The sequence below is a fragment of the Psychrobacter glaciei genome (assembly GCF_014652895.1).
GTDB classification, from domain to species: Bacteria; Pseudomonadota; Gammaproteobacteria; order Pseudomonadales; family Moraxellaceae; genus Psychrobacter; species Psychrobacter glaciei.
Window position 1 is genome coordinate 163,849 of sequence record NZ_BMZR01000004.1, and the last position, 19,296, is coordinate 183,144.

Consider the following 19,296-nt stretch of genomic DNA (forward strand, 5'->3'; position numbering starts at 1 on the left):
TAGTGGTTACCAGTTACTAAAAATGACGTTACAGCCTGTTTGCCCTTTGTAGGAAAGCGTCACCTACTCTATCGTACTGTCCTCATTTTCCTTATAGTAAGTGCAGTTGAATCGGTTCTGGCTTTCTACATGATCAGTATTCGAAGTGGAATCTGAGCCAATGAACCAAATGCTAATGAACTGAATAAAGTCATCAACTAATAATATGAAAACTTGCACATAAGGATAATAATATGAGTTCAAAAAATTATAATATTCGTACTGCTGGACAAGCAAACATTCCGGTATTAGGTCTTGGTACTTGGCAGTCAACCGGTCAAGATTGTATTGATGTTGTCAGCCAAGGTCTTAAAATGGGCTATGAGCATATCGATACTGCCCAAGCTTATGGTAATGAGAAAGAAGTTGGCGCAGGTATTAAGCAATCCGGTGTCGCTCGTGATAAATTCTTTTTGACGACAAAGATTTTCCCTGATGACATGAAGTTCGAGCCAGAGAAATTGGTCGCAGCCGCTAAACGCTCTTTAGAAGATTTGGGTACAGATTATGTCGATCTATTGCTCTTGCATTGGCCGGATGACCGTGTTCCTTTATCTGAAACCATTCCTGCATTGTGCGAATTACAGAAGCAAGGGTTGACGCGTCATATCGGTGTCTCCAACTTTAATATTGCTAATATTATTGAAGCCAAGAAATATGCGGATGTACCAATCGTGGTCAACCAAGTTGAGTTTCACCCTTTTATTAAGCAAAATACCTTACAGACTTTTTTAAACAATCACCATATTTTATTGGAAGCTTATTCGCCACTTGCACGCGGTGATGTGTTCGATAATGAGATTATTAAAGAAATCGCTGATAAGCATAACGTCACGCCAGCACAAATATCATTGGCTTGGATTCTATCAGACAAGCACCGTGTTGCCATTCCGAAGACGTCTAACCCTGACCATTTGCAAGGTAACTTGGATGCAATGAAAGTGCAGTTGAGTGCAGATGAGTTAGAGAAGATTGGCAAACTGGCCAGTAGCGATGGTCGTAAAATTGAGCATCCTGATTACAGCCCTGTATGGGATGATTAAGGTCTGGATAATAAAGATCTGTTAGTACCAAAATTCGTATAAAAAAAGAGCCGCTAATACATTATTAGCGGCTCTTTTTACTGTTGAATTGACTAGGGCGTGTCTTCAATTCACTCGATAGTCATCTGAATGGGCTAAAAATTGCTAAATCTTGCCAAACATCGTCAAATAGCTGGTTAATATCCCGATATTATCTGCACTATTTTTCTTGTTTGACGGCAATTTATCTCATTTTTATCACCATTTTTGAAATGAAGACACGCCCTAGAAAATTACTGCTGTAAAGTGTCCGTCTCATGTACCTTTTCAGCAGGATTGTATTGCTCAGAAGAAGGCACTGCACCGCTACGGTTGTTTTCTTTCATTGATTTGGCCACTTCTGGCGGCATATATTTTTCATCATGCTTAGCCAATACTTCCCCTGCCACAAAGGTATCGCCTTGCATTTTGCCCGTGGCGACGACGCCTGAGTTTTCAGCGAATAAATCTGGCAAAATACCTTGATAAGTCACAGGTACGGTCGATTGAAAATCAGTAATAGCAAATTCAACATTCAATGGATTGTCTTCTGCGCGTCGGACACTACCCGCGACTACCATGCCGCCCGCCCGAATACGCTTATCTTGGGGTGCTTCACCTTGCGCAATGGCTGTGGCATCGAAATAATAGTCGGTTTGTTGTCCGATGGCATAAATCACCAATACGACGGCGATTGCCGCCCCTGCCAACGTAAACATAACCCACATCAGTTTTTTGCGACGAACTGCGTTCATACCACTACCTCATTGATGAGTCGCTGTTTTATAAACTATATTTAATGACATACAAAAATATAAAACAGAAAATATTAAAGAAACTACCATTAGAAAAACGTTCTAAAAATGTCTTTCTAATCGTACTCTTCTAATGGCTATATGGTAGCATTTTTCGTATAAATCAATAAGCCCTTAGCAACTGACGAGGTCATATCTTTACAATTAAGAGGTCATAATTTTTTGAGCTAAAGCGATGATATTAAAATATTTTTTACATCGGTTGCTTGGTTTCAGGATTAGGGGTTTTAGCCGTACGCTGTGCTTGCCGTGCTTGCTGAATGGTCAGCTGCTTGATGAGGGCCTGTCGCTGCCTGCGACTATAAATGATAAAAGCCAGCATCACGCCAACGGTAATGGCCCAGCATGACCAAACAAAAACACCATGCTTACCCATGGCGAGAAACTCAGAGACGCTATAAAAGTAAGGCTGCATAATATTTTCCTAGCCGTTATTTGTTTTGGCGACAGTCATTGCAGTCATTTGGATTGTCCGCGGATATATTCTTTGACCCACGCTTTGCCTTGATCACGATACAAAATCAGCGTGTTGGTACGATAAATCGCTAACGTCGCGACCAATAAATAACTACCAATAATCATCAGTAATAATGGCATCCACATATCCGCTGACATTTTTGGTGCAGCAGTTAAGGTAAAGGTCGAGCCTTGATGCAAGGTGTTCCACCACTGTACCGAATACTTAATAATAGGCAGGTTTACTGCACCAACAATAGACAAAATAGCGGCGGCTTTACCACGATTGGCCGTGTGCTCAAACGCTGCAAATAACGCCATCACGCCAGCATACAAAAACGCCAAAATGAGCATAGAGGTCAAACGTGCATCCCAAACCCAGTACGTACCCCACGTCGGTTTTGCCCAAATAGAGCCCGTGATTAAGCTAACCACACAGAGCAAGAATCCCAGCGGAGCAAGCGCCTGCGCCACTAGACTGGCCGTCTTGATTTTCCAAACTAAATAAATGACCCCGAGCACTGCTAAGGCAAAATAGATAGAAATGGCGATACTAGCAGCAGGCACATGGATAAAGATAATGCGGTAGCTATTACCTTGCAGGTAATCAGGCGGCGCAAAAGCGAGACCCCAGACACTACCGATCACAAGACAAATAGTGGCTAATATTGCCAGCCACTTGACCCAAGGCGAAAAAATGCGAAAAAACTGCTTGGTACCCACAGTGGTCAAAAAGCCCTGCCAGATGCGCTGCCACAGGCTAGGAGATGAGACGTTATTCAGGTTGGGCATGAGAATAAACCTATTGGCACAGCGTATTGGTTGTAACCGATATAGCGCATCATGGGCGCGACTATCTGTCAACCTGCCGGCGTTAAACACTGGATAGAATCTACAAGTGATTGTTTGCTTAGTTAGCTGGCTATTATAGCAAAGTTGCCAGTTTTCAACATGCTGTTAATACATTGGGTTTAAATGACTGGGTTTTGATAGTAAAGAAAGTCTACTGTTTAATTGAGCCATGACATTTTTAAGGTCATCGCAATCACCCATGGCATGATTAATACTGAAATAATACTGCCTGCCAATAATAATGCCAGTATCGGTAAGCCATTAAGACCAGTGGCAAATAAATCAACCGCACCTGTGGCAAAAATCAATACCGGCAATTGCATCGGCAAAGCAATCAAAGGCACCAGCACCGCGCCATTCTTTAATGACAGCGTCAAACTACTGGCAACCGCTGATAACATCAATAGCATCGGACTGCCCGTCACAATAGAAGCCATCAATATCCACGCCTCAAACCAGCTAAGCTGAAACAATGGCACGGCAAGCAAACTCAGCGCTGCCACAATACCACTACTAAAGATCCAATGGATAACCAAACGAATCAACACCCATAACGGCAGCGACGCTTTGGCAACAACCAATTGTGCCAGCGTACCATTATCAAGAGCAGGCTTAAACAAGCCGTCGACACCCATCACCAGTGACAACAGAGCGGCAATCCACACCGCCGACACGCCAAGGCGCTGCAATAGCGCAGGCTCACTACCAACCGCTAGCGGAAATAAGGTAATAATCACTAAGAACAGCACCAAAGGGTACAACCACTGTACCGCTCCTTGCTGCTTCACGTGCCACTCGCGTCGCCATAACTGCACAAAGCTGATACCGCGCGCAGCCGATGCGCTAACGTTTGAGCTTTTATGCGCTACTTGTACTGGATTGTCTGTTTCTATCATTTATTCGCTCTTCCACGGATGCTTGGCACATTTATACTGATGACACGCCCTAGCATTCAAACCATATAACCGGATAAATCGAGCACTTGGTTGGCTACGCCGACTGCCTGATGACTGGTCATTAATATAGCGCCGCCCATGTTGGCAAATTCACGCAATCTGTCTTCCATCCGCGCCACCATATCGACATCAAGGGCAGTAAAAGGCTCATCAAGTAGCCATAACGGTGTCACCTCAGGGGTCAATAAATATAAGCGCGCAAGGGTGATACGGCGAGTTTGTCCAGCAGATAAATGGCTTGAGCTAATCGTCTCAAAGCCTTGCAGTCCGACCCAAGCTAAGGCGTCATCAATATCAGCAACACTTGGGCTAATGCCGTATAAATTCAGCAAAAAGGTCAGGTTTTGCGCGACGGTCAAATTTGGATGTATGCCCAACTGATGCGACACATATAAAGGCTGAACCGGTAAACTGGCTGTTCCTTGATAGTAAACTTGACCTTCCAACACTGGTAATAATCCAGCCAGCTGCATCAGTAGCGTCGTTTTGCCCGTACCATTAGCACCAATCAAGTGACAAATACTGCCCGCAGGTAAATCGAGCGCAACGCCTTCACATAGAGGGATTTCACCGCGCTGAACGGTCAGCTCATCAAGCGTAAGTAAGGCGGTATTCAGAGCTGTCATTCAAACCTCTCATTATTTATCAAGCAGCAGTCAATATTCGTCACCAACAAATATCATGTTCGTGGCATAATACTTTATGCTTACCCCAACCACACAGTATAACAAATTGTCGATAACTATGACCTCAAAACCTATGCAGACTTCAAAAGATAGCCAAAATTTAGATACGCCAGCGCTAACAATAGATAGCTTAGTCGACGCACAAGTTGCCTTTATGCAGCAATGGTTGCGGCAACAAGCAGAACCGCTAAGCATAGAGGCTTGGCAGTGGTTTGCTGCCCAGCCATTGAATAAATATGTCAGCGCCGATGATTTGCAACATCTGATCAACGATTGGCTACTGAACCAACCGATGACGGATGTGATACGTAAAGATATTCGCGATATCTTGCATACGATTATTTATCATCCAGTCAATGACAATGTCCCGTTGTCTGAGCTGGTGGATGACACTCAAGTGCAGACCCTAGCCAATTATGTGGGTAGCCATGAGCAGCAGCGTAATATCTTGATTCATACGCTGGTCGGCAACGAGACTTTTGCAGATTTGCTGACGCAAACGCTCTATCACGCGATCAACGACTTTATGGAAACCACGCTGGATAAAGCGGGCGCTGCTGGCAAACTGATGAAGTTTGGGCGCAGCTCTTTTGAAAAGGCGACCAATAGAAATCTTGATGAAAAACTACAGACGTATTTGCATCGTAATATTAAAGACTTAGCACGTCGTGCAGAAGCCAATGCCCAAGAGCACTTATCAAATGACGAAGTCGCTCGGTTACTAGTAAGCGGTTGGGCAAGAATCAAAGATCAGCCGATTAGCCAACTGCAAAATTATTTAAGTGATGAGCCTGGTAATAGTAGTATCGAGCATATCGAAGCCAGCATCCAACAGAGCTACAACCGCCTGCGCATGTCGCCTTATCTGCACAGCCTCGTGTCAGCCAGCATCGATACGTGGTATGCCAACCATCAAGGCGATAGCATGGCAACGGTAGCCGCAAGTTTATATATAGATGATCAAGCCATGACGCAATTGAGTACAGCTCTATTGCCTGTAGTACATGATGCCATTGAAAGCGAGTGGTTTACAGCGCATATACGTGAGATGTTGCAAGCATTTTATGCACAGCCCGCTATCAAAGAGGGTTTGATGTTTAACAATAAGTAACTGACTGTTTTTTACTTAGTGGTCAGTTTTTAATATCATCCATTTACTTGTCAGCACAATACTTATGAGTCAACGTAACAAACTCAGCTTGTGGCAAAAACTCAAACGGTTACTGACTGCCTCAGCACCGCAGTCTGTTGTCGATGGCGCAAACTTGTCGACGCAGTCATCAGCGGCTGACGATGAAATTGATCTTGATCTGATGCAGGCCGGAATCTCTAGCGCCAACACTCGTAATAGCGATGAGGCGAATACGGCTGACTCTACTGGCAGTTTTTTCGGTCAGCGTGATAATAATGACAGCGAGCGTTCTCAAGCTGAGGCAAAATTAAAAGCATCACAACACGAGCCTAATGACACTTCCATTATCGACTGCCTAAAACAGTACTTTAATGATAAGCAATGGCACTATACTCACTATCGACCCCAAACCAGTGGCGATAAAAGCACTGACAGCCAAACAACGCATCATTTGTCGCTGAGAATGCGTCATAAACAACTGAACTGCGGTTATTTGTTCCGTGTACAAGAAAAAACCAAGCTACTGGCAGTCTATGGAATTTTGCCATTTTTAATACCAGAAAGTTATCAAAGTGCAGCGATGCTACTGATTACTCAGATCAATTATGACATGCTGATTGGTAACCTAGAAATGGATATTAACGATGGCGAGATACGCTATAAACACGCTGTCGATGTTGAAACCGTTGGTATTAATGACGAAATTATCGAGCATTTACTACAAAGTGTCATTGCAATGACCACTGTGGCAAATGAGCTGTTTAGTGACTTGCTCAATAATCAAGATCCTGCTGAAGACATGCAGACTTTATTAATAGAGCTGCGTCAACAATCAGATTCTAAAACCTTCTTTTTGCCAACGCAGTTTGTTCAGTAATCAACTGATCACAATAGATATTTGCGGTTTTTACAATTTCTCACCAATACCTTACTTTCAAAGCGCTTAAACCTATCTATCCTTAAAACCCCTCTCAACAAAGACATCCTTTAACGCTATGCTCAAAATTGCTTACTCTGATATTTTTCGATATGCCGTGCCTGAAAAGCACCGTTTTCCCATGCAAAAATACACCATGATTCCTGAGCGGCTATTGGCTGAAGGCACTATCAGTATGGTTAATTTCTTTGCCCCTGCGCGATTAAGCGAAGAAGAGATTTTGACCACTCATACTATGGACTATTGGTATAAGCTTAAAACCCAAACCTTACCGCGCAAGGAAGCACGCCCTATCGGCTTTGAGATGACCGAAGCTTTAGTCGATCGTGGTCGTCATATTGCCCATGCAACTTATGAATGTGCGCTTTATGCTCAGCAATATGGCGTGGCGATGAATGTTGCTGGCGGTACGCACCATGCATTTGCCGATCATGGCGAGGGCTTTTGCGTGTTTAATGATGTTTGTATCGCGAGTAATTTATTATTAAATCGTGGACAGGCGCAAAAGATTTTGGTGGTCGATTTAGATGTGCATCAAGGCAACGGCAATGCCAGTATCATGACGAATGAGCCACGGGTTTTTGTGTTTAGTATGCATGGCGCCAAGAACTATCCATTTCGCAAAGAACTATCTGACCTAGATATTGAACTTGCCAACGATACTGGTGATGCTGAGTATTTACAGATATTAGAGGACACGCTACCGCGCTTAATTAGCGACGTTGCACCAGATATGATCTTTTATCAGTCTGCTGTCGATGTACTGGCGACCGATAAGTTAGGAAAACTTGGACTGACGATAGAAGGTTGTAAGGCGCGTGATGAATATGTGTTACGCCAAGCAAAAGCTGCCAACATTCCTGTCGCTATCGTCATGGGTGGCGGCTATTCAGAAGATATTGAAGATGTGGTTGAAGCGCACTGCAATACGTTTCGTTTGGCGCAACAGATATTTTTTGATGAAATAACAGAATAACACGCGCATAAAATAGCATTGAAACAGCCAGCTGCCTCGCGAACTAGTTTATAAAAACGCTACAATCCCCTGCCAGCCGACACGAATACCAAGCACTGTAAGTATCAATAAAATAAGCTGACGAAAGCGTGCTTGTGGTAAATAACGACGTAAGCGGATACCAACTAAAAGCGCGGCAATAGATAAAACACTGAGCAAAGTAATCAGCTGCCATTCACCACTGCTGAGCGCCATAATAGGCTCACGTAATACAATGATTTGGGCAATTTTACCTAAGAAATAGCACATATTGCCGACTTTGGCGATGGTGTTCTTATCATCGCTGGCAGACAGTAGATACATCATCAATATGGTCGACATGGCATTGGTCGAGCCGCCAATCACACCTGCACTAAAGCCAACGATGATTAATACAGGCTTGGTAGCAGGTAGCCGGAGTTGCTTACCAAGCAAGCTGCTTATGACGTAAAAACCAATAACCGCTGCCAATAGCAATAAAATATATGCGCTATCGACCCATAGCAAGAGCTTCGCGCCTAGAATACTACCAAGTAAGCTGGTCAACGCCAATAACCAATAGCGCCTGCCGTAATAGATGAAATTTTGCCAGATCGTGCGCCCGCCACCCGCCAGCCAAGTCATGGCATTAAGCAATAACGAAGGGAAGATAACTAGCACAATGGCATGTGGTAACGGGTAGATGCTAGCAAGCGCAGTGGTCGTCACCAACGTCACACCCAGCCCACTAATACCATGTAGCAACGATGCCAGCGCAAAGATTACCATCAGTAACAACGTCTGGGTGCTATCACTATCCATTATATTAGCCATAACTATTAAGACCTAACATCTGGATTAAGAGTGACATAACTAGGCACTGTGACCATTGTGGCGTTGCCATATTGTCTCACCAATGATGCCAGCCAACTGCTCAGCAATCTTATCTTTGCTCGCCTTCTCCAGCGTCACTGCCGCTTGCTCATAGCGCTCAGAGAAAAACACTTGCATGGCATTGTCATCGCTGGCGAAACCAATGTCTGCTCGTGAGACATCATTACAAGCGATCAAATCTAAATCTTTAGCCACCAGCTTACCGCGAGCATAGCGCTCGATATCTTGCGTTTCTGCCGCAAAACCAACGACAAACAGCTCTGGATGCGCAAGCGAAATGGTCGCTAAGATATCAGGGTTTTTGACCAAACTTAGCGTCATCGCATCTTGGGTCTTTTTGATTTTTTGCGGAGCAGCTTCTTCAGTACGATAGTCGGCGACAGCCGCAGTGGCAATAAAGATATCCGCCATTACATTTTGATTCTCGCTATGAGCATGATGCTTATTATCAAGCTCATGGCTGTGGTTATGGCTACGATCATCACCGCAATCACACTCGCCATGATGTTCATGATGATGCGCATGTTCATGGCTGTGATCGTGAGAATGATCGTGAGAATGGTCATGCTCATCTTCAGGCACATACTGTAGCGCACTGTGCGTACCATCCACACATTGCTGTACAGCAATTAGCATCTCTTGCGCGGACAACACATCAATGCGCGTGACATTGAGCGGTGTAGGCAGTGCCACTTTGCCACCCGCAATCAAAATAACGTCTGCACCAGCAGCCACGCAAGCACGTGCTAATGCAAAGCCCATTTTTCCAGTCGAGTGATTAGACAAATAGCGTACCGGATCAATCGCTTCGACAGTTGGTCCAGCAGTAATCACCACTCTTTTGCCTGCTAATAATTGCGGCGTGGTTTGCATGGCATTGAATAATAATACTTCTGCCAATAGCTGCTCAGGTTCAGGCAAACGACCTGCCCCCACATCACCGCAGGCTTGCTGACCACTAGCGGGCTGGATAATTTGATAATTCATATCGCGTAGGGTCTGGACGTTCAGATTCACTGCTGGATGCGCCCACATTTGCTGGTTCATCGCTGGAGCAATAATAACGGGAGCCGTCGTTGCTAAGCACACAGTCGCCAACAAATCATCAGCCATACCCATCGCGAGGCGAGCCAGTGTATTGGCAGAGGCTGGCGCAATGACGATCAAGTCCGCCCACTTAGCAAGCTCGATATGACCCATCCCCGCCTCTGCCTGCTCATCAAGTAAGGACGTATGCACCTCATTACCGGTCAATGCCTGTAGGGTCAATGGCGTAATAAAAGCCTGCGCACCTGTGGTCATAATGACACGCACATCAAAGCCTGCCTTGATTAGCAGACGGGCAAATATAGCAGATTTATAAGCGGCGATACCGCCGGTGATAGCAAGGATAACATTCGACATAAGCGTGGCATCAGTAAAAAAATTGAAAGATAAAATTGCGCTTATAGTAACAATTATGAGATAAGTTGGGTAACGTTTTCCGCATTTATATCATATATCTAGCATCCAACCCTCATTAAGGAGTGACAATGGCGATTAAAGACTGGCATGAAGATGATAGACCACGAGAAAAACTGCTAAAATTTGGCGCCGCTCACTTAACAGATGCTGAGATATTGGCGATATTTTTACGCACTGGCACGCAGTCGCAGTCGGCAATTGAGCTGGCACGTCATCTGATCGATCAGTTTGGCAGTCTTGCCGAACTCTTAGCAGCGCCGCCACAGACTGTGCTTGCTTGTCATGGTATTGGCCCTGCCAAGTACGCACAGATATTGGCGTCGCTTGAGATGGGTACGCGTTATTTAGACAGTAAGCTAAAGACAGGTCAAGCACTGGGACGCTCACAAGTCGTCAAGGACTATATCAGCACCCAATTGCGCGGTGAGCACCGTGAAGTCTTTGCCGTCCTTTGCTTAGACAATGCGCTAAACCTATTAAACTTTGAAATACTGTTTACTGGCGGTATCTCGTCCTGTTCCGTCTGTATCAAACACGTACTCCGTCATGCGTTGAGCCATGCTGCCAGTCAACTCATCGTCGCGCACAACCATCCGCATACCGATGCGACCCCTTCAACGGCAGACAATCTATTGACCTACGAGCTAAAGAAAGCCTGCGATTTGATAGACTTATCCTTGATTGACCACATCATCGTTGGACGCAATCAGACATTATCTTATGCCGAAAGCTGCTTAGCGCCTTTCGATTAATCGAAAAATATTCGAGTAAAGACTTATACACCATACTTCAAGCGAGGTTAACGCCATGATACTTTGATAATGGACACGCAGTTATCTTGAATCAATTATAACGCTGATTTATTGAAGATATATCTAGATATATGATACATATCCTCGACACAGAATAGCATTTTCGCTATTGATAGTTATCGATAACTATTTCATATTAGTAGCTAACTTTCGCTCAGTTATTTATATTTTGATACATTAGTTTTTGTAGAGCATCAAATGTATGTTTCTAATGGTCAGCAATCCTAGTTTTATCGCATCCTTTTGACTCAAGAATGGTTCTTTGAGTCAGAATGACGTTGTGATAGACGTTTATAAGTTTGTTCACCAATAGATTTTTAATATGATTGCTATAAAAATAATGACATTGTTTATTCTAAAAGGTTTTAGATTCAAAGTTAATTGATTTAAAACCCATTATTTTAAATAAGATGCTTTCTTAATATAATCTCTTTCTGAGCTTTACCTCATTTTCCAGTTAGGTTTTACCAAGGAGACAGTCATGGCAGTTGGCTTATTTATTTTGGCAGTAATCATACAGTTAGCCACAGTTTTGGCCATCTTTTTGCTGTCTCTATCGCGCGTCACTGGTAGTATCGTCGCCATTATTACCGTGGTCGTGACCACCATCATCAGTCCATGGTCACTTATTTTAGGCATACCGATATTGCTATTGTGTTTGGTGCTGCTTGTCGCGCCTATCCGTCAGTCATTGATTACCAAGCCTGTTTATAAGATACTCGCTGGCGCAATGCCAAGCATGAGTGATACTGAGCGTGAAGCTCTCGATGCGGGTACGAGCTGGTGGGAAAAAGAGCTGTTTATGGGTGCGCCTAACTGGGACACTTTTGCCAATTACCCATATCCAAAACTGTCAGAAGAAGAACAAAGCTTTATAGACAATGAAGTAGAAGTGCTGTGTGCCATGCTTGATGAATGGAAAATTCAGCATGAAGATAAAGACCTGTCGCCCGAAGCGTGGCAATTTATCAAGAGTAATGGCTTTTTGGGTCTGATTATTCCTAAAGAATTTGGTGGTCTTGAGTTTAGCTCGTATGCCCAAAGTCGGGTAATGAGTAAAATTGCCTCGCGCTCACCCACCGCAGCCGTGACCTGTATGGTGCCAAACTCACTCGGCCCTGGTGAGCTGCTCATGCATTATGGGACGGATGAGCAAAAGCAACGCTGGCTACCCGGTTTAGCAAAAGGCGAAGAAGTGCCATGCTTTGGTCTGACTGGTCCTGAGGCCGGTTCGGATGCTGGCGCTATTCCTGATACAGGTGTGGTGTGTTACGGAACTCACGAAGGCGAGCAAATGCTTGGTCTGCGTATGAACTTTTCTAAGCGCTGGATTACCCTTGCCCCTATCGCTACTGTGGTTGGATTGGCATTTAAAATGCACGATCCCGAAGGTCTGCTTGGTGACCCTAACAAAACCGATTATGGCATTACGTGTGCGTTGGTTCCTGCTAGCCACGAAGGCGTCATCACAGGGCCGCGTCATAACCCAATCGGCTCGCCATTTATGAATGGTACGGTCGATGGCACAGACGTCTTTATCCCACTAGATTATATCATCGGTGGTGTTGAGAACGCTGGGCGCGGTTGGCGCATGCTGATGGAGTGTCTGGGTGTGGGTCGCGGTATTTCGCTGCCAGCCTTATCCACTTCAGCCAGTGAGATGACTTATCTGTCGGTTGGTGCGTTTGCCAAAGTTCGTGAGCAGTTCAAGATATCAGTAGGTAAATTTGAAGGTGTACAAGACGCCACTAGCCGTATGGCGAGTAATACTTATATGTTAGAAGCGTTCCGTCATTTGGTCACTTGCGGACTCAACCAAGGTGGTACGCCATCGGTTATGACAGCAATGGCAAAATACTATGCGACAGAAACCATGCGTAGCGTTGTCAACGATGGTATGGATGTCGTCGGTGGACGCGCTGTACAAATGGGGCCACGTAACTTTTTGGCGACGCCATACCAAGCGATTCCCGTTTCTATCACTGTTGAAGGTGCCAACATCTTAACGCGTTCTTTGATGATCTTTGGTCAAGGGGCGATGCGTTGTCATCCGTATTTATTTGACGAATTACAACTCTTACAAAGTGAAGACAAAGAATCTGCGACCAAAGAGTTCGATACGTTATTTTTTAAACATTTGGGCTATACCTTTAACCGCGGGGCAAAAGCCTTTATCGCTGGTTATATCGGTGGCAGTAGCGATGCGCCAAGCTTTGCCGATGACTTTACCCGCCCTTATTACAAACATATCAACCGTCTAAGTGCTAGCTTTGCCTTGACAGCTGACATGGCTTTAGGATTGTTAGCTGGTGATTTGAAGCGCAAAGAGATGCTCTCTGGTCGTTTGGCAGATATTCATGGTCACTTGTTCATTGCGACCGCTATTTTGCAGTTTTATGAGCATGGCAGCAAATCAGAAGCTGAACGCTTACATGCCGAGGTCGCGCTACAAAACAGCCTCTATACCATTCAAGAAGCCTTTGTTTCTTTCTTTGCCAACTTCCCAAATCGTATGGCGGCTGGTGTCGTCAGCTTCGTGACTTTCCCGAGTGGTCGTATCTTTACCCCAGCGAGCGATGAGTTGAAAACCAAACTGGGCGATGTGTTTATGGATGACCATGAAGCCAACCCCTTCCGTGATTATCTCAAGACCATGGTCTATTATAATACCTTGCCTGATGATGTCAGCGGTCGCATGGAGCATGCGTATCAAACCTTACTTGACATTGAACCCTTGTGGCAGAAATTCAAAAAAGCAGAGCATAAAGACAGCTTTGAAGGCTTAACCTTCGAAGATCATGTGGTCTATGCCAGCCAAAATGGTGATATCACTGAAGAAGAAGCTGAGAAACTGATTCAATATAATGGGCTACGGTTTGATTCATTATTAACAGATGTGTTCGATGGACATCTATTGAAAGCGCAAGAGCGTGAAAACCCACATACCCTAGAGAACGCCGTGCACAAGCTGACTGATTATGCGCAGCTAAAAAATGAGGCCCAAGCAAAAAATGGCACAGCGTCTAGCAGCTCGATGGTAGCCACAGATCCTCAAGATCAAACGGGTGATGCCAACCCTGATCACGGCTATGAGAGCGATGGCGATGTAAAAATGGTGGACGAGCAAAGTACCGTCGAAGAAGTTCGCGGGCAAACACATTTTGAGGCATCTGATCCAGAAGCAGAAGCACTTGACCCTCGTTATCGTGATGCCGAATCAACGCTTAACCAGCGTATGAGCTATAATCATGGTCTGAATAAAACAGACTTTGAAGTATCTAACGATTCAGAGTCTACTTCAACCAATACTCAACCTGAGGTAGTCAAGGACAGCAAATGGCAAGATGGCCTCCGTCGCGATGAAAGCGACAAGGTCTAAAGGGGTAAGGTTTAAAGGTACAGGCAATCACTGACAGGCGTCTATTTATGATAGATATCGCTTTAACCTTTTAATCATACGAAACCCTTACTGTCAAAAAGTTATTTAAATCAATCAGATAAATAAGCAAAAGCGAGACCGTCTAAAATAGGCGGTCTCGCTTTTTTTGCCAAAAAAATTGCCGTCTATATTTACTATTTAACATGCACTTTACTCGCGTTTAAGGTCTTTATTATGACAATAAAATAAGTGAAACGGAAAAAATCGCTAATGTCACGATATTTAAATGATAAAAAAATCTTGCAGTACCCTTAACAATTATTTTATATTGTCAAAAAAACTGACACTAAGTAATACACAAAAACATATAGACGTAACACCATCAGGCGTTGAGATAACAATCATAGATATATTGATTTATTGCCGTACTGACTACTGAGCGTTGCATATAAAAGGATAGAGGTTATGTGGAAAAATATGGGACTGACGGGCAAGATCATGGTTGCCATGGCGCTCGGTATCATACTGGGTTTGTTTATAAACTATTCAGGACTAAACGCAGAAGGCGGCTTTGTTAATACGTATATTACAAACGGCTTCCTCGCTATTATTGGCAAGCTATTTGTTAACTCACTCAAAATGTTGGTCGTACCGCTAGTACTTATCTCATTGATTTGCGGTGTGTGCGGTATTGGTGATATTCGTCTGCTTGGTCGTATTGGTACCAAAACCTTTATGATTTATATGTTCACCACCGCGCTTGCTATTGCGACGGCGATTGGACTTGGCTCGCTATTTGGTATCGGCAAGGGCATGAACATTGGCACTGACGCCACTTTTGAAGCAGCATCAGCGCCGCCATTGCTTGATGTTTTCTCAAACATCATCCCATCCAACCCCATCAGCGCGATGGCAAATGGTGATATGTTGTCGATTATTTTCTTTGCCATTCTCATCGGTGTCAGTATTCTGATGGTTGGTAAGCCTGCCAAAGGCTTGGTACAAAGCTTAGAATTAATTAATGAAGTCATCTTAAAGATGGTGACTATCATTATGAATCTTGCACCATATGGTGTCTTTGCCCTATTGACCAAGGCGATGGCTGACCTTGGTTTAGACTTAATTTGGTCATTACTTGGTTATGTTGCGGTATTGGTCGGTTCATTGGCCTTCCATTTCTTTATCACCATGATGATTGTACTTAAGCTTGCTTCAGGCTTGTCTATCAAGACCTTTTTGGCAAAAATGCGCGAAGTTCAGATCTTTGCTTTTAGTACATCAAGCTCAAACGCGACGATTCCTATTACCTTGCGTACCGTTACCAAGCGTATGGGTGTGAATAACTCTGTCGCTTCGTTTACCGTTCCTTTTGGTGCCACCATCAACATGGATGGTACGGCTATCATGCAAGGTACAGCGACCATCTTCATTGCCAATATTTATGGTATTGATTTGGGCGTGACCGAGTATCTGACGGTTATCTTGATGTCGGTACTGGCGTCTGTTGGTACTGCTGGTGTTCCTGGTGTTGGTCTGATCATGCTCTCTATGGTATTTGCTCAAGTTGGCTTACCAATCGAAGGTATTGGCTTAATCTTAGGTGTCGACCGTATTCTTGATATGTTACGTACCGCTGTCAACGTTGGTGGTGATGCGGCAGTAACTGCCATCGTAGCAAAATCAGAAGGCAAAATGGATCTGGCTATTTATAACGATCCTGACGCTGGCGCGAAAGACGTATTTGACGGTCATATTGATGAAGACAACGAGCGTGAATTCTCTGAAGTCTTCAGTGATGGCATCATGGGTAGTGAGTATGATGATGTAGATCGTCGTCGCTAATCAACACTGCTATAGTCATTCCACTATAAAAGTATTACAGCGTTAACCTCGCTTGAAGTATCACATATACATCTACACTCGGTTGCCTTGTACTACTTTTAAATTGAATCGACTATAAATAGACGTTCATAAAATAAAAAACCTCAGCCAAATCGGCTGAGGTTTTTTTGAGACATATAAGATTATTTATTAGGGTCTGTTGAACATTCAAATGTGGCACTGGCAGTGGCTATTTTTTAGACAATACGCAGTGAAATTTTTGACGCCTAGTCATTCTAGGGTAGACAATTTCGCCATGTATTGGCAAAAAATAGCCCTGCCCTGAAAGGCTGATGCTAAAATCACCCCAAACGTTGTTGTAAACCTAGCTAAGGTCTCGACATTATCGTCAGTTTACGCCTGATTTGATAAAACGTTTGATACGATTTTAGCGATCAGCAGTCCTAATATTTGAATGTTCAACAGACCCTATTGTTATTTAACCAAAAACGTATTTGGTCAACATGGCAAAACACACCAATACAATCATCGGACGAATCAGCTTACTACCGCCTTTAACCACCATGTGCGAGCCAAAATACGCACCTATCGTTTGCCCAACCATCATTGCTAGCCCCACTTTCCACAATACATTACCGCCCAAAATAAAGAAAATCAGCGAGCCAATATTGGTCGATAAGTTCAAGACCTTTGCCGCGCCTGTCGCTTCAATGATCTGACGACCGCGCAAAGCCACATTACCAAGCGCAAAGAACATGCCAGTTCCTGGGCCGATATAACCATCATAAAAACCAATTAAAGGTGCCACGACTTTTTGCCATTTGCCTTCTGAGATACGCGGTGCGGCTTCTACTTCACCAAGTCTGGGTGCAAATAGCGTATAGAGACCAATCGCTGCGATTAAAAACGGAATCAGCTTTTCGAGCAAATCAGGTGGTGACATCTGTACGGCGATCGTACCGATAACTGAACCGATAAAAGCAGCAATAATGGCCACCTTGATACGTTGTGGCTTGACGACCCCTTTTCTAATCATCGTAATGGACGCTGCTAGCGCACCTGAAGCGGCTTGCAGCTTGTTAGTGCCCAGCGTTAGCACTGGGGGAATATTGGCTAGTAGCATGGCTGGTATGGTTAATAAGCCACCACCACCTGCGATAGCGTCAATAAAACCTGCCAGCGCTGCCACGGCTGTCAGCATTAAAATAATCTCTAGAGAGAATGATAAGTCCATAACACCGACCTGTAAACTTTATGATGAAAAATGAAGAAGCCCTAAGAGCTGGCTTTAAGAACTGAGAATAAATCATCACTACTAGTGTTGCTACCAACTTTGCTAGTAGCTAGCCAATAGTACTGCTGATATGTATCAAAGCTGTGACAGAACACTGCGTAATGCCGCTCATTATAGAGATAAAAGACTAAAAAAAGCCAAAAACGAGCTGAAGTCTGCTAGATTTGTCTAACAGGTTATTGAAATATTTAAGAATAATATTTTTATCAATGACAGATTTTATGATTTATTCCTGCTTTGCCTCTCGCCATAGCGCTGGCATTTCGCTCTTATTGATAGGGTAAGATAGGTTTATGGTTTCAGTTTTACAGATTTTGTTGTGTATATGAATGAGATTATGAGAAACTGTTAACGTCTATCTGCGACACTGTCCAATTTAACAGTATAGATACTTGAGGTTATTGCATTATTTAGCAAATTGTATTTAGTAAATGAGGATGATATGGCAATAAAAAGAATTAAGGCATTTTTCGAATTTGAGGCAGCAGGCGGTATCGTTTTAGCATTGGCTGCCATTGCTGCAATGATCATTGCCAATAGCCCCCTCAGCGTTTGGTATGAGGCTTTTATTCATGCCCCTGTATCCATTCGTATTGGCGAATTTGGTATTGCCAAAGATGCCAGTCATTGGATCAATGATGGTCTGATGGCTATTTTCTTTTTCTTAGTCGGACTTGAGCTAAAGCGTGAAGTCTTGATTGGTGAGCTCTCTAACATTAAGCAGATTATCCTGCCTGCTGGAGCGGCACTGGGTGGCATGATTATGCCCGCCATTGTCTATTTGCTCTTTAACTATAATGAACCTGATTTTTGGAAAGGTTGGGCGATCCCTGCGGCGACAGACATCGCTTTTGCTTTGGGTATCTTAAGCCTGCTTGGCAATCGTGTACCAAACTCATTAAAGGTGTTTTTGGTGTCTATTGCTATTTTTGATGACATTGGTGCCATTTTAATCATCGCCTTATTTTATACCAACGACTTGTCACTGGGCTCATTAGCTGTCGCTGGTTTGTGTCTGCCGTTTTTATACTTACTCAATCGTCGCAATGTGACGAGCATCACCCCTTATCTACTCATCGGCGTGATTATGTGGATTGCGGTACTCAAATCTGGTATTCATGCGACATTGGCAGGTGTGGTGTTAGCCCTATTTATTCCTATGTTCGATCGTACTGATCCTGAGCACTCGCCAGTAGAAGAGCTAGAACATGATCTACACAACACCGTTGCCTTTGGTATTTTGCCCCTGTTTGCGTTTGCCAACTCGGGTATCTCGCTCAAAGGTGCAGGCTTCGCTGAGTTATTTCACTCAGTGCCGCTAGGTATCGCCGCTGGTCTTTTCATCGGTAAGCAACTGGGCGTGATGATAATGTGCTGGTTAATCTTTAAACTTGGTATCTCGACCATGCCAAGAGGGATGAACTTTAAGCAAATCTACGGTGCATCCTTACTATGCGGGGTTGGTTTTACCATGAGTTTGTTTATCGGTGGCTTAGCATTCGCAGGCGACACGACCTTATTTGATGAGCGTTTGGGTATTATCATGGGTTCAATTGTCTCTGGTATCGCCGGTTACATGATGCTCAAAGCAACGCTAAAAGAAGACATTAACAGTACTTCGGTAGATCTGACCCGTCATTAATTCGATTAATGGACCAATAGGACAATGAGGTAATTGATAAGCAACAGACGCACGCGATAGAT

Annotated in this window: 16 protein-coding genes; 8 read left to right on the forward strand and 8 right to left on the reverse strand. The window is 44.0% G+C overall.

Annotated elements, in window-relative coordinates:
- Positions 1–233: 233 nt before the first annotated feature.
- The gene (locus IE130_RS10600) at positions 234–1,082 is read left to right on the forward strand and encodes an aldo/keto reductase (protein ID WP_189585610.1); all 849 of its coding nucleotides are present in this window, start codon (positions 234–236) and stop codon (positions 1,080–1,082) included.
- A 272-nt stretch (positions 1,083–1,354) separates the two neighbouring features.
- Here the strand turns inward: IE130_RS10600 and ccmE are convergent, their stop codons facing one another.
- From ccmE to ccmA, 5 genes are all read right to left on the reverse strand, one after another.
- A complete protein-coding gene (gene ccmE, locus IE130_RS10605; protein ID WP_189585613.1) occupies positions 1,355–1,855 on the reverse strand; it encodes a cytochrome c maturation protein CcmE in 501 nt (166 codons plus the stop codon).
- A gap of 253 nt (positions 1,856–2,108) precedes the next feature.
- Complete coding sequence (gene ccmD, locus IE130_RS10610) at positions 2,109–2,330, reverse strand: heme exporter protein CcmD (protein ID WP_189585616.1); 222 nt, start codon at positions 2,328–2,330, stop codon at positions 2,109–2,111.
- A 44-nt stretch (positions 2,331–2,374) separates the two neighbouring features.
- Positions 2,375–3,163: a heme ABC transporter permease CcmC gene (gene ccmC / locus IE130_RS10615; RefSeq protein WP_189585619.1), complete on the reverse strand. Its 789-nt coding sequence runs from the start codon at positions 3,161–3,163 to the stop codon at positions 2,375–2,377.
- A 218-nt stretch (positions 3,164–3,381) separates the two neighbouring features.
- Positions 3,382–4,119 carry a heme exporter protein CcmB gene (locus IE130_RS10620; RefSeq protein WP_227676201.1) on the reverse strand — a complete coding sequence of 246 codons (738 nt, stop codon included), beginning with the start codon at positions 4,117–4,119 and terminating at the stop codon, positions 3,382–3,384.
- Positions 4,120–4,175: 56 nt separating this feature from the next.
- Positions 4,176–4,805, reverse strand: coding sequence for a heme ABC exporter ATP-binding protein CcmA (gene ccmA, locus IE130_RS10625; RefSeq protein ID WP_189585622.1), 630 nt, complete (start codon positions 4,803–4,805; stop codon positions 4,176–4,178).
- Positions 4,806–4,938: 133 nt separating this feature from the next.
- Here ccmA and IE130_RS10630 point away from each other — a divergent pair, with 133 nt between their 5' ends.
- From IE130_RS10630 to IE130_RS10640, 3 genes are all read left to right on the forward strand, one after another.
- A complete protein-coding gene (locus tag IE130_RS10630; RefSeq protein WP_227676202.1) occupies positions 4,939–5,976 on the forward strand; it encodes a hypothetical protein in 1,038 nt (345 codons plus the stop codon).
- 64 nt (positions 5,977–6,040) lie between these two features.
- Entirely contained in the window at positions 6,041–6,874 is an 834-nt protein-coding gene (locus IE130_RS10635) for a YbjN domain-containing protein (protein WP_189585628.1), read from the forward strand.
- 118 nt (positions 6,875–6,992) lie between these two features.
- Positions 6,993–7,910, forward strand: a complete 918-nt coding sequence (locus IE130_RS10640; RefSeq protein WP_189585631.1) for a histone deacetylase family protein — start codon at positions 6,993–6,995, stop codon at positions 7,908–7,910.
- Positions 7,911–7,958: 48 nt separating this feature from the next.
- On the opposite strand, the gene IE130_RS10645 is transcribed toward IE130_RS10640, so the two are convergent.
- Together IE130_RS10645 and coaBC are read right to left on the reverse strand one after the other, a co-directional pair.
- Positions 7,959–8,741 carry a sulfite exporter TauE/SafE family protein gene (locus tag IE130_RS10645; protein ID WP_189585634.1) on the reverse strand — a complete coding sequence of 261 codons (783 nt, stop codon included), beginning with the start codon at positions 8,739–8,741 and terminating at the stop codon, positions 7,959–7,961.
- A 39-nt stretch (positions 8,742–8,780) separates the two neighbouring features.
- Positions 8,781–10,205, reverse strand: coding sequence for a bifunctional phosphopantothenoylcysteine decarboxylase/phosphopantothenate--cysteine ligase CoaBC (gene coaBC, locus IE130_RS10650; RefSeq protein WP_189585638.1), 1,425 nt, complete (start codon positions 10,203–10,205; stop codon positions 8,781–8,783).
- A 128-nt stretch (positions 10,206–10,333) separates the two neighbouring features.
- Here coaBC and radC point away from each other — a divergent pair, with 128 nt between their 5' ends.
- From radC to IE130_RS10665, 3 genes are all read left to right on the forward strand, one after another.
- Positions 10,334–11,017, forward strand: a complete 684-nt coding sequence (gene radC, locus IE130_RS10655) for a RadC family protein (protein WP_189585640.1) — start codon at positions 10,334–10,336, stop codon at positions 11,015–11,017.
- Positions 11,018–11,558: 541 nt separating this feature from the next.
- A complete protein-coding gene (locus IE130_RS10660) occupies positions 11,559–14,456 on the forward strand; it encodes an acyl-CoA dehydrogenase (RefSeq protein ID WP_189585644.1) in 2,898 nt (965 codons plus the stop codon).
- Positions 14,457–14,921: 465 nt separating this feature from the next.
- Positions 14,922–16,298: a dicarboxylate/amino acid:cation symporter gene (locus IE130_RS10665; protein WP_189585648.1), complete on the forward strand. Its 1,377-nt coding sequence runs from the start codon at positions 14,922–14,924 to the stop codon at positions 16,296–16,298.
- A gap of 478 nt (positions 16,299–16,776) precedes the next feature.
- Here IE130_RS10665 and IE130_RS10670 read toward each other — a convergent pair whose 3' ends face one another.
- Positions 16,777–17,532, reverse strand: coding sequence for a TSUP family transporter (locus IE130_RS10670; protein WP_189585651.1), 756 nt, complete (start codon positions 17,530–17,532; stop codon positions 16,777–16,779).
- Between the two features lie 502 nt (positions 17,533–18,034).
- Between IE130_RS10670 and nhaA the strand changes: the two genes are divergently transcribed.
- The gene (nhaA, locus tag IE130_RS10675; RefSeq protein WP_189585653.1) at positions 18,035–19,234 is read left to right on the forward strand and encodes a Na+/H+ antiporter NhaA; all 1,200 of its coding nucleotides are present in this window, start codon (positions 18,035–18,037) and stop codon (positions 19,232–19,234) included.
- The last annotated feature ends 62 nt before the right edge of the window (positions 19,235–19,296 follow it).

Coding starts and splice junctions, on each gene's coding strand:
- IE130_RS10665 (WP_189585648.1), top strand. CDS start 14,922: ATGTGGAAAAATATGGGACTGACGGGCAAGATCATGGTTGCCATGGCG.
- coaBC (WP_189585638.1), bottom strand. CDS start 10,205: ATGTCGAATGTTATCCTTGCTATCACCGGCGGTATCGCCGCTTATAAA.
- radC (WP_189585640.1), top strand. CDS start 10,334: ATGGCGATTAAAGACTGGCATGAAGATGATAGACCACGAGAAAAACTG.
- ccmA (WP_189585622.1), bottom strand. CDS start 4,805: ATGACAGCTCTGAATACCGCCTTACTTACGCTTGATGAGCTGACCGTT.
- IE130_RS10645 (WP_189585634.1), bottom strand. CDS start 8,741: ATGGCTAATATAATGGATAGTGATAGCACCCAGACGTTGTTACTGATG.
- IE130_RS10635 (WP_189585628.1), top strand. CDS start 6,041: ATGAGTCAACGTAACAAACTCAGCTTGTGGCAAAAACTCAAACGGTTA.
- IE130_RS10660 (WP_189585644.1), top strand. CDS start 11,559: ATGGCAGTTGGCTTATTTATTTTGGCAGTAATCATACAGTTAGCCACA.
- ccmE (WP_189585613.1), bottom strand. CDS start 1,855: ATGAACGCAGTTCGTCGCAAAAAACTGATGTGGGTTATGTTTACGTTG.
- ccmD (WP_189585616.1), bottom strand. CDS start 2,330: ATGCAGCCTTACTTTTATAGCGTCTCTGAGTTTCTCGCCATGGGTAAG.
- nhaA (WP_189585653.1), top strand. CDS start 18,035: ATGGCAATAAAAAGAATTAAGGCATTTTTCGAATTTGAGGCAGCAGGC.
- IE130_RS10600 (WP_189585610.1), top strand. CDS start 234: ATGAGTTCAAAAAATTATAATATTCGTACTGCTGGACAAGCAAACATT.
- IE130_RS10630 (WP_227676202.1), top strand. CDS start 4,939: ATGCAGACTTCAAAAGATAGCCAAAATTTAGATACGCCAGCGCTAACA.
- IE130_RS10620 (WP_227676201.1), bottom strand. CDS start 4,119: ATGATAGAAACAGACAATCCAGTACAAGTAGCGCATAAAAGCTCAAAC.
- IE130_RS10640 (WP_189585631.1), top strand. CDS start 6,993: ATGCTCAAAATTGCTTACTCTGATATTTTTCGATATGCCGTGCCTGAA.
- ccmC (WP_189585619.1), bottom strand. CDS start 3,163: ATGCCCAACCTGAATAACGTCTCATCTCCTAGCCTGTGGCAGCGCATC.
- IE130_RS10670 (WP_189585651.1), bottom strand. CDS start 17,532: ATGGACTTATCATTCTCTCTAGAGATTATTTTAATGCTGACAGCCGTG.